Origin of the sequence: Labrenzia sp. 011 (assembly GCF_003075075.1) — a bacterium.
Taxonomy (GTDB): Bacteria; Pseudomonadota; Alphaproteobacteria; order Rhizobiales; family Stappiaceae; genus Roseibium.
The window spans coordinates 1-8,545 of record NZ_QCYM01000039.1 but is presented as its reverse complement, the minus strand read 5'-3'; the positions used below and the strand labels follow the sequence as shown (position 1 = coordinate 8,545).

Here is an 8,545-nt window from a genome sequence, read left to right as displayed (position 1 = left end):
GCTTGGAATACCGATTTCGCCAAATCCAAACCAATTGTATGAACTTCTGACATCGACGCCTCCAAATAGGATTGAAACAAAACCTACCTTGGCACATCTGAGCCAGCGGCGGGCGTCTACATCATCACGCCCGTTCAGTGCGGCGGATATCAACTGGCCATGGCCCTTGTCTGCGCTTCGAGGTGCTCGGCCCCACGGGGTCTTCCGGCCCGCGGCGCTTCAAGAGAAAGTCCGAGTTTGTCTGAAACCGCCAGGCAGAGCTCCTGCACCATGAACGTAAGCTGGAACACGCGGCGCAGTATTACGTCAGGCGCAGCATGTCCTGTTTCTGTCGTCAGCAGATACGTCCGGCAGAGACTGGAAAAGGCATTGACCACGGAACGACCTCGCCGGACAGCCGCTTCGGTGGAGCCAAGCACGACAAGAGTGTCTTCAGGGTCCAGCATGAAGTTCATACCGTGCACGAAGTTCTCGGTTTCCGCGCAAAACGTGACCAGCCCCCCCGCCTCGTGAAACTTTGCAGCAGTATAATTGGCGGTCCCCAGATCACCATCTGCTCCCAGAATGATCAACTTGCCCTCGGGCCGATGATCTTCGGAAATCCGGCCAACGCGTTCCTTCGCTCCCCGCAGCAGCATGCCCAGATCCGACGTAGCCGGCGCCAGGGCCGTGTCGGCCAATCCGGCCTGACTGCGCAGGACTTCGGCGATCGACAGGAGGGTGATCGTATAATCGAGCGTGTGCGGCGTCTTGCGCGACAGGGGCGTGAACGGCAACACGACCGTGCGGGTTGCCACGTCCGCGAGAGCGCTGTCGCCGTGGCAGGTGATGGCAATTACCCGAGCCCCGGCTGCACGTGCTGCACTGGCAGCTTCCACAGTGCGTTTCGTTCCGCCCGAGATCGACGACAACACCACCGTGTCAGTATCGGTGAGGGGCGTGAAACAGGCAATATCCATGGAGGTTTTGGCCTCCAGGGGAAGGTTCATCGCCCGGCAGACAGCCTGCAGCGCCTGGGGCGCGAAGGCCGAGTCGCCACAGCCACCGGCGAGGATACGACCGCAGGCGCGCGGCAGGCCGTCCGCCGCTTCGGCAAGTCGGGGCTGGAGCTCCGGCAGGAGTTTCACCTGCTCATCGATCTCGCGGCGCATCGTTGCGTTCATGCGGCTTCTCCACTGCCAAATTTCTCTCGTCCAAGTGCCCAGATCGCCGATGGCGGCACGATGCCATACTCTGTCATGAGAGCTGAGACGAGGCGGCCGGGAACTACATCAAGCTCGGGCGCGGAGGTATCCGCACGTTCGATGCCGGAGATCCCGAGCCCACTCTTGAGAAGGTCGTCGTAGTTTCGCAGTGCAGGCTCCGGTCGATGCCCACGGTAGCTGCGGCGGTCAAGCTTCATCAGGTCGGATGCGCCGTAAACCTCCACCCCCATTTCGACCGCGAGCCGGGCGACCATCCGACTGCCGATCGTGTTGAGGAAGCTGCCGTCCGCGCGCAAGGTTTCAATCCCCAACAGCACTGCATCGCACATCGAAAGCCCATATTCGATCGCCGCATCCGGAATGAAGCGTACTTTCAGTCGATGCTGAAGGAACTCCTCCAGATAGGGCGCGCCTCCCGCGATGGCCCTGCTTTCCGGCACCACGACCACTAGGTCGTCCCGATCTTCGGCGATCTTCGCCACGATTGCGGAAACGGTACTGGAATAATCGAATGCCATGAGTCCTTGCGCTGCAGACAAGTGACGGGCCGCCGTCACGACGAGCCTGGCCTTACGATCCGCAGCCGCCACGCTCCATTCTCTTGTCCGTTGCCGCAACAACTCTCGCTGTTCGTCCGGCTTCAGCTCGTCAATGCCCGCAAGCAGAAGTTCGAGGCTGTTCCCGATGACAGGGGTGTCCTGACCGCGCGTTCTGGCGATGAAGGAGCCGGCCAACCTTGCGCGCCTTGCTCCCTCCGCGTCGGTATCGATCAAGTGCAGAACGAGCTCGTTACACAATTGCACATGACGGCTCGCTCCCAACACACCTTCATCGACGATTTGCCACAGGAAATGCATGGTCTTCTCGTCAGGCGGCGAGAGGCCGAGGACTTCGAGTTCCTTCACGTGATCGAAGCGGCGATCAGGCATTTTCATTCTCCAATGACTGAGCGGGGTGGGCCACTCGTTGTGACCGGCACGCGCTCTTCCATGAAGGCGGCGACACAGTCGTGGGTGGGCATTGCCGTCTGCGCCCCTATTCCGGTTGTCGCCAGGGCGGCGGCGGCATTTGCCATCCTCATCGCTCCTTCAGGCGGCGCCCCTTCGAGCCGCGCGACGAGGTAAGCGCCCGCGAAACAGTCTCCGGCTCCGGTCGTATCCACGGATTTCACCGCAAAACCCTTCTCCTCTGTACGGGAGCCGGCAACAAGCCGCCGACAGCCCGCCGAGCCGAGCGTGACAAGAATCTCGCCCTTTTCGTGCAGATGAGCGGGCCGCGGTTCCTCTCCAAGCAACCCGGCAACCAGGGCAAAGGCTTCGGCGTTCAGGAACAGCGTATCGATCATGGGCAGCAGCGCCGCGAGGAGCTGCGGATTGCGCGCAATGTCTGGGGGTTCGAGGTCGAGCGAAGTGGTAACGCCCCTCTCCCGGGCCATCGCAAGCGCCTTGTGCGCCAGCTCCGGATTACCGAACGTAGTGTGCAGATGGCGCACACCCTCAAACGCCGCGTTGTCAAGCTCGTGCGGGTGAGGCAGATAGGCCTCCGTTTCCAGCTTGATGAGAGACTTCTCGCCAGACGGGGAAATCAGGACAATGCACATGAAGGTTTCCGTTTCGCGGCGGTGGATCACATACTCCACATCCACGCCTTCCGCACGGATCTCCCCGATCGCAAATTTCCCGGAATCGTCGCTGCCAACAGCCGCGACAAGTCTGGACCTGAAACCGAGCCGGGCAACCGCGACCGCGCAGTTGGCGGACATGCCTCCGGGCATCCGGCCATGTCCTCTCCCCGCAATCTTCTGATCAAAACCTGGGATCGCGGGAATCGAGACGAACATATCCACGTCAAGATCCCCAATGCACAGAACATCAATCTCCGCCATCAGGATTTGACGCCTCCCGCGCGGCGCCAGACGGAAAGGCGCGATACGGAAACAATCAGGAGAACCCCGATCAGACCGAGCTGCCAGGCGGCCGAAATGTTGGCAAGCTGCAAGCCGATCTGCAACGTGGTAACGATCAGGAGTGCAGCGATCGTTCCGGGCACCCCGCCCGTCCCTCCGAAAATGTGAGTGCCTCCAAGGACGGCAATCGTGACCGCCAGCAATTCCATTCCGCGTCCCGCATCCGGACGTGCGGCAAGAAACCAGGACATGGAGATGATGCTGCCCAGGGCAGCAAGCACTCCCGAAAGGGCATAGAGAGCAATGCGCAGTCGCACGACGTTCAGGCCGGACAGATGCGCCGCCCTGTCGTCGTTGCCGCAAGCCACAATATGCCGGCCGATCGTCGTGCGAGTCAGCATGACGTGCAGGGCGACCGCGACCGGCAGAAGGACAAAAACAAACGCATTGGGCAGTCCGAAGGTATGTCCCTGTCCCAGCCAGGCGAACTCCGGCGGGAATCCGCCGATGGGCCGTCCGGCTGTCGTGGCAAGCGCAAGCCCGCCAAACACGAACATCGTCGCCAGGGTCGCCATAAGGGAAGGAATGCGCAGGACATTAATGAGAAGCCCGTTCACACCGCCGAGCGCAGCTCCCAACACCACGCCGAAACCGCAAGCAACCCAGATATCAATACCCAGGGTGAACAGCCCCCCGACCGCAACGCCGACCAGAGAGACGACCGACCCGACGGACAGATCGATCCCCGGCCCCCCGGCGAGTATCACAAGCGTCTGGCCAAGACCGAGTAAACCCAGGACAGGAACATATTGCAGAAGATAAGGGATCGTGCTCACCCTCCAGAAATAGGGAGAGAGAAGCGTCATGGCGGCGATGGCTACAAGCCACAGCCCCAGGAGAAGGATCAGGCGCGCCTGCAGCGGATCCCTGATGGCCGGGCCTTTCGTCCAGGTGGTCATATTGCCCTCGCATTGTTGCGGTTTCTCAGGGCATCGCCGGTGAGCACGACAATGAGCAGCGAGCCGATGATGACGGTTTCCCACAGAGACGACACGCCCATTAGGACGAGACCATTCTGCATGATGCGAATGAAGGCTACCCCGAGCAGGGTGCCGAGAAGGCTGCCGACGCCTCCACGGATATTTGTTCCGCCGAGAATGGTCGCGGCAATCGCCTCCAGGGCGATTGTCGTGCCGATGTTGATCTCGACATTCCGAAGCCGCGCCACGTAGAGAAGCGCCGCCAGACCCGTGAGGAAGCCCAATAGCGCATAGGTCATGATCTTTGTCCGATCGACATTGATGCCGACCAGACGCGCCGAGTGCTCGTCACACCCGATCGCGTAGATGTGGCTGCCAAAGGAGAGCTTTCTCAGAACGACCCAGGCGAGCAGATACACCGCCCCTATGACAAGCGCCGCAGCGGGAACAAAGCCGACCCAGCCGTTAATCAGCGGGGAGAGCGTTCCCGGAAGACCGGAGATCCATGCGCCGCCGATGACAAGAAACATGATCGCCGAGAAGATATACATTGATCCAAGTGTCGAAATGATCGGCGGCACCTTCAACTTCGCCGTTATGAAACCGTTGAAGGCCCCCAGCGCCGTTCCGACCATCAATCCAGCCGGCGTCACGATGTAGACCGGCAAGCCGGCCTGGTAGGCCTTCCCGATCACAATCGCGGAAACCGCAAGAATCCCGCCGACGCTGACATCGATCGCCCCCATGATGATGACCAACGTCATTCCGGCGGATATGATGGCAAGTTCAAGTCCCGCACGCATCGTCTGCACGAGGTTGTTGACTGTCAGAAAATAGGGCGAAGCGCTGGCAAAAATCACGCTCACGATGATGATTGCAGCGATCAAAGCGAGTTCGCGTGATGCCGTCGGCGAGACGAAACGCAACGCCGGGCGAGTGTCACCCATCGAAGCCATGATCAATCCTTTGAGGCGCCCAGCCGCCATTGCATGGCGATGGCGGCTGGTTTCGTTTGATGAAGCGTGATCAGAAGTCGAACTGTTCGATATTATCCTTGGTAAAGACCATCGGATCTCCAAGCAGCAGGATCTTTTCCTCTTCCAGCCAGCGAACATTCGCATCAAGACCCTCAACCTTCGGCTCGACCTCGAAGGAGGCACCGTCGGCGACCTGCTTTCCGGCCCAGACCGTGAGGTAGCCCAGATCGGCGGGGTTCCAGAGCACCGAGTAGGTCATCGCGTCGTTGAGGACATAGTCCTTTACGGTGTTCGGCGAGCAGAAACCTGCCGAGACGATCTGTCCCTGCTTTCCGGCGGCCTCGACGGCCTGACCGATGCCCGGGCAGGTCGTCGACGCAATGCCGATGATGCCGCCAAGATCAGGATTGCGGGTCATCGCGTCTGTGGCAAACTGAAATGCCCGGGAAGCGGTGCCGTCGGTGTGATCGACCGACACGATTTCAACATCCGGATATTTGCTTTCCGCACGTTCCTTGATCGCCGCAATCCACGCATTCAGGCTTGCGATTGTGGGAGCATCCGAAATGATCGCGATCTTGGCATCCGTTCCCGCCCGTTCGACCATCTCGTCGAGGATCGTGTAGCCGAGATCCTGGTCCATGGCCTGCGCCACGTAGAATTCCCTCTCACTTCCGGCTGCATCCGCATCCGAAGTGATGACATGAATGCCTTCGGCACGCGCCTTGGAAATCGCGGGCTTCAAGGTTTCCACGTCAACGGGCGAGACGCCAACCACATTGACTCCCTGACTCACGAAACTCTCGAAAATCCGAAGCTGGTCGGTCGCATTCGTGCTGGTGGGTCCTTGCTGAATGTATTCGACACCAAAAGCTTCAGCGGCCTTTTCTGCTCCCTCTTCCATGGCGACATAATAGGGGATGCCCTGAATTTGCGGAACGAAGGCAACTCGCACCTTGTCTTGCGACAATGCGGATCCTGCAAGTATGGTGACCGCGGCCAGGCCAAAAACGGTGCTTTTCAGAATTCTCTTCATGCTAATGTTCCCTTTTTTCTGGATCTGGGTTCGCGGATCTTTTGAGACTGTCCGCTACACCCTGCGCCTTTAGGAGGCGGCGGCGCGTACCTCATGGGCCCCGGTGATGAGACCTATGATTTCCTGAGGAGTCGTCTTGGCCGTTTCGCGCACAGCGATGCAGCGTCCGTGCCGCATGACGGAAATGCGGTCTGAGACTTCGAAGACATCCTGGATATTGTGAGAAATGAGAACGACCGATTTTTCTTCGGAGCGAAGCCTCTTGATGAACTCGAGCACCTTGCGCACTTCGGCGACGGCAAGTGCCGCAGTGGGTTCATCCATGATAATAAGTCGTGCGTCCATGTTGAGCGCACGGGCGATGGCGATGCCTTGTCGCTGGCCACCGGACATCGATTCCACCCAGGAATCGACACTGGGCACATGGACGTCCAGTTGATCCAGAAGTTCGGCCGTGCGTTTGCGCATTGCCTGCCGGTCCAGGAATGGAATTCCAAGCACCGGTTTCTTGATTTCGCGACCGAGAAAGATGTTGTCTACCACAGTCATCTTCCCGGCAAGCGCAAGCTCCTGGTATATTGTCGCGATGCCGCTCGCCCAGGCTTCCTGCGGTGAGCGGAACTGAACGAGCCTGCCTTCCATTTCGATCGTTCCGCCGTCGGGAGCATGTGCGCCGGACATAGTCTTGATCAAGGTGGACTTGCCGGCGCCGTTGTCGCCGACGAGTGCCATGACTTCACCCTTCGAGACTTCGAAATTGACATCATCCAGCGCGACCAGCCCCCCGAAGCGCTTCACGATGCCCGACATTCTAAAAACCATCGACTGACCTTTCCGTGCGCCACCTCATCAGGGGGTGGGCAGCAATTTCTGCTCTTTCAGAACTTCAACGAGATCCTCATGTGACGATGTGCGGCCTTGTGCGCCTTCCGCGGTAACCGTGAGACTCGCGCTGGCGGCCGCGTACTGCGCGGCGTCCGCAAGCGTCGCGCCGTTGAGGTAATAGGCCAGAAATGTGCCTGCGAAACTGTCTCCGGCTCCCGTGGCATCGACCGACAGCACCGGTAGAGCCGCCAGCGAAACAGGGGACTCGGCGGTCGGCGGAAAAACAACCGCCCCCATTGCCCCCAGGGTCAGGACCAGGGCACCTCGACGCTCCAGCCGTGCCAGCTGGATATCAACGGCATTCACAAGGTCGTTCCCGGAGAGACGGATATCCAGGATCTCCCGGATCAGGGCATCTCCGGCAAAGACAACGTCGAATTCCTCGAGCAGTTGCAGAAAACATGACGGCGAGCGCACGGTTTCCGGCAGCCCGGCGCTATGCAGCGTAACGAGCCAGCCAGCCTCCTTCAGACGACCGATAGATCCTCGCATACCGTCCAGATGGTAGCCTTCTATGTGCAGGCAGGACTTGCGGTCCGAACGCGACAGATCGAAATGGTCTGTCAGGTCCATTTCGGAAAGCTCAAAGGGTTCATTGACAATCGTGCGGCTGCCGTTCGGTTCGATGAACACGATGCAGCGCGACAGTCTCTTGTTGGCAGGCGCACGGATGGCCACCGCGTGAACCCCTTTTGCCGCCAATTCGACAATAGCCCATTCGCTGTCCGGATCATCACCGAGGGCGGTTGCCAATTCGACGTCAACACCAAACGATCCGTTGGCCCCGACCCCTGCCGTTGCGACCGCAAGATTGGCGGCCGGTCCCCCGAGAGCCTTTTCGATGTGGTGCGCAGTAACCCGGTCGTCACGATGTGGCAGGACATCCACCCGGCACATGTAGTCTACACTCGTGTAACCCACGACGATCAAACGGGGCATGCTGCTGCGATCCAGCTCCTTGTCCACCACGGAACTGCTGGACAAGGCGCGGGCAAATGTACTCGGTCTGTAGGCCAGTCTTCGAATTGCTGCGTCAATGCGGAGCTTGGTAGCCTTTCGCACGTTCGCCGTGCCGTTGAGATAGTTCGAAACGGTACCCACTGAGACGTCTGCCTCACGGGCTACATCCGAGATTGTTGGTCTGGAACGTTTCATGCTCACTCTCAAAATTGAACCGCTTCAATTATGCGAGTCGTTTTCCTGCATATTCAAGCGTAAATCTTGTGCATGGAGGTGAAATTTCCGGAAGTTTGATTTTATTTATTGAATTTTTTTCAATTGTTGCACCGATTGGGACATGCCCCTACCGCTTCCATTGCGTGATCTGGTTCGGATGCAGCGGGTGCTTGGCTACCAGCTTCGAAACCGTTCACTCCCCGCGGATCGCCTCAAGCGCTACCCTGGCCTTAAACTGATCTGTGAAGTTCCGGCGCTTTGCCATTTTCGTATCCCTTCAAAGGTTTGGGATACGTCTGAGACGACTGTCCAGATTCCCGGGACCACTTCAAGCGTAATTCCCGGAAAATTTAAAGACTAATTTCCGTAAAAATAAATTT

The 8,545-nt window shown here is 59.0% G+C and carries 8 protein-coding genes; all 8 read right to left on the bottom strand.

Features of this window, described 5'->3' with window-relative positions; translation table 11 throughout:
• Nucleotides 1-149: 149 nt before the first annotated feature.
• The 8 genes from DCO57_RS21930 to DCO57_RS21895 all read right to left on the bottom strand — a co-directional run bounded on the left by DCO57_RS21930 (nt 150) and on the right by DCO57_RS21895 (nt 8,144).
• Nucleotides 150-1,163, bottom strand: a complete 1,014-nt coding sequence (locus tag DCO57_RS21930; protein ID WP_116701059.1) for an SIS domain-containing protein — start codon at nt 1,161-1,163, stop codon at nt 150-152.
• On the bottom strand, nt 1,160-2,134 hold the full coding sequence (locus DCO57_RS21925) for a hypothetical protein (protein WP_165814813.1): 975 nt from the start codon (nt 2,132-2,134) through the stop codon (nt 1,160-1,162). Before DCO57_RS21925 ends, DCO57_RS21930 begins: the two co-directional genes overlap by 4 nt.
• A 2-nt stretch (nt 2,135-2,136) precedes the next feature.
• The gene (locus tag DCO57_RS21920) at nt 2,137-3,090 is read right to left on the bottom strand and encodes a carbohydrate kinase family protein (protein ID WP_116701057.1); all 954 of its coding nucleotides are present in this window, start codon (nt 3,088-3,090) and stop codon (nt 2,137-2,139) included.
• Nucleotides 3,090-4,070 carry an ABC transporter permease gene (locus tag DCO57_RS21915; RefSeq protein ID WP_116701056.1) on the bottom strand — a complete coding sequence of 327 codons (981 nt, stop codon included), beginning with the start codon at nt 4,068-4,070 and terminating at the stop codon, nt 3,090-3,092. Before DCO57_RS21915 ends, DCO57_RS21920 begins: the two co-directional genes overlap by 1 nt.
• On the bottom strand, nt 4,067-5,047 hold the full coding sequence (locus tag DCO57_RS21910; protein ID WP_165814812.1) for an ABC transporter permease: 981 nt from the start codon (nt 5,045-5,047) through the stop codon (nt 4,067-4,069). Before DCO57_RS21910 ends, DCO57_RS21915 begins: the two co-directional genes overlap by 4 nt.
• Before the next feature lie 70 nt (nt 5,048-5,117).
• Nucleotides 5,118-6,104 (bottom strand): autoinducer 2 ABC transporter substrate-binding protein, encoded by a 987-nt coding sequence (locus tag DCO57_RS21905; RefSeq protein WP_116701054.1) that lies wholly within the window; start codon nt 6,102-6,104, stop codon nt 5,118-5,120.
• A 69-nt stretch (nt 6,105-6,173) separates the two neighbouring features.
• Complete coding sequence (locus DCO57_RS21900) at nt 6,174-6,926, bottom strand: ATP-binding cassette domain-containing protein (protein WP_116701053.1); 753 nt, start codon at nt 6,924-6,926, stop codon at nt 6,174-6,176.
• Between the two features lie 27 nt (nt 6,927-6,953).
• Nucleotides 6,954-8,144, bottom strand: coding sequence for a PfkB family carbohydrate kinase (locus DCO57_RS21895; RefSeq protein ID WP_116701052.1), 1,191 nt, complete (start codon nt 8,142-8,144; stop codon nt 6,954-6,956).
• Nucleotides 8,145-8,545 lie beyond the last annotated feature (401 nt).

Bases quoted from the DNA above. Each gene is read 5' to 3' on its own strand.
- DCO57_RS21930 (WP_116701059.1), bottom strand. From the start codon at position 1,163: ATGAACGCAACGATGCGCCGCGAGATCGATGAGCAGGTGAAACTCCTG.
- DCO57_RS21925 (WP_165814813.1), bottom strand. From the start codon at position 2,134: ATGCCTGATCGCCGCTTCGATCACGTGAAGGAACTCGAAGTCCTCGGC.
- DCO57_RS21920 (WP_116701057.1), bottom strand. From the start codon at position 3,090: ATGGCGGAGATTGATGTTCTGTGCATTGGGGATCTTGACGTGGATATG.
- DCO57_RS21915 (WP_116701056.1), bottom strand. From the start codon at position 4,070: ATGACCACCTGGACGAAAGGCCCGGCCATCAGGGATCCGCTGCAGGCG.
- DCO57_RS21910 (WP_165814812.1), bottom strand. From the start codon at position 5,047: ATGGCTTCGATGGGTGACACTCGCCCGGCGTTGCGTTTCGTCTCGCCG.
- DCO57_RS21905 (WP_116701054.1), bottom strand. From the start codon at position 6,104: ATGAAGAGAATTCTGAAAAGCACCGTTTTTGGCCTGGCCGCGGTCACC.
- DCO57_RS21900 (WP_116701053.1), bottom strand. From the start codon at position 6,926: ATGGTTTTTAGAATGTCGGGCATCGTGAAGCGCTTCGGGGGGCTGGTC.
- DCO57_RS21895 (WP_116701052.1), bottom strand. From the start codon at position 8,144: ATGAAACGTTCCAGACCAACAATCTCGGATGTAGCCCGTGAGGCAGAC.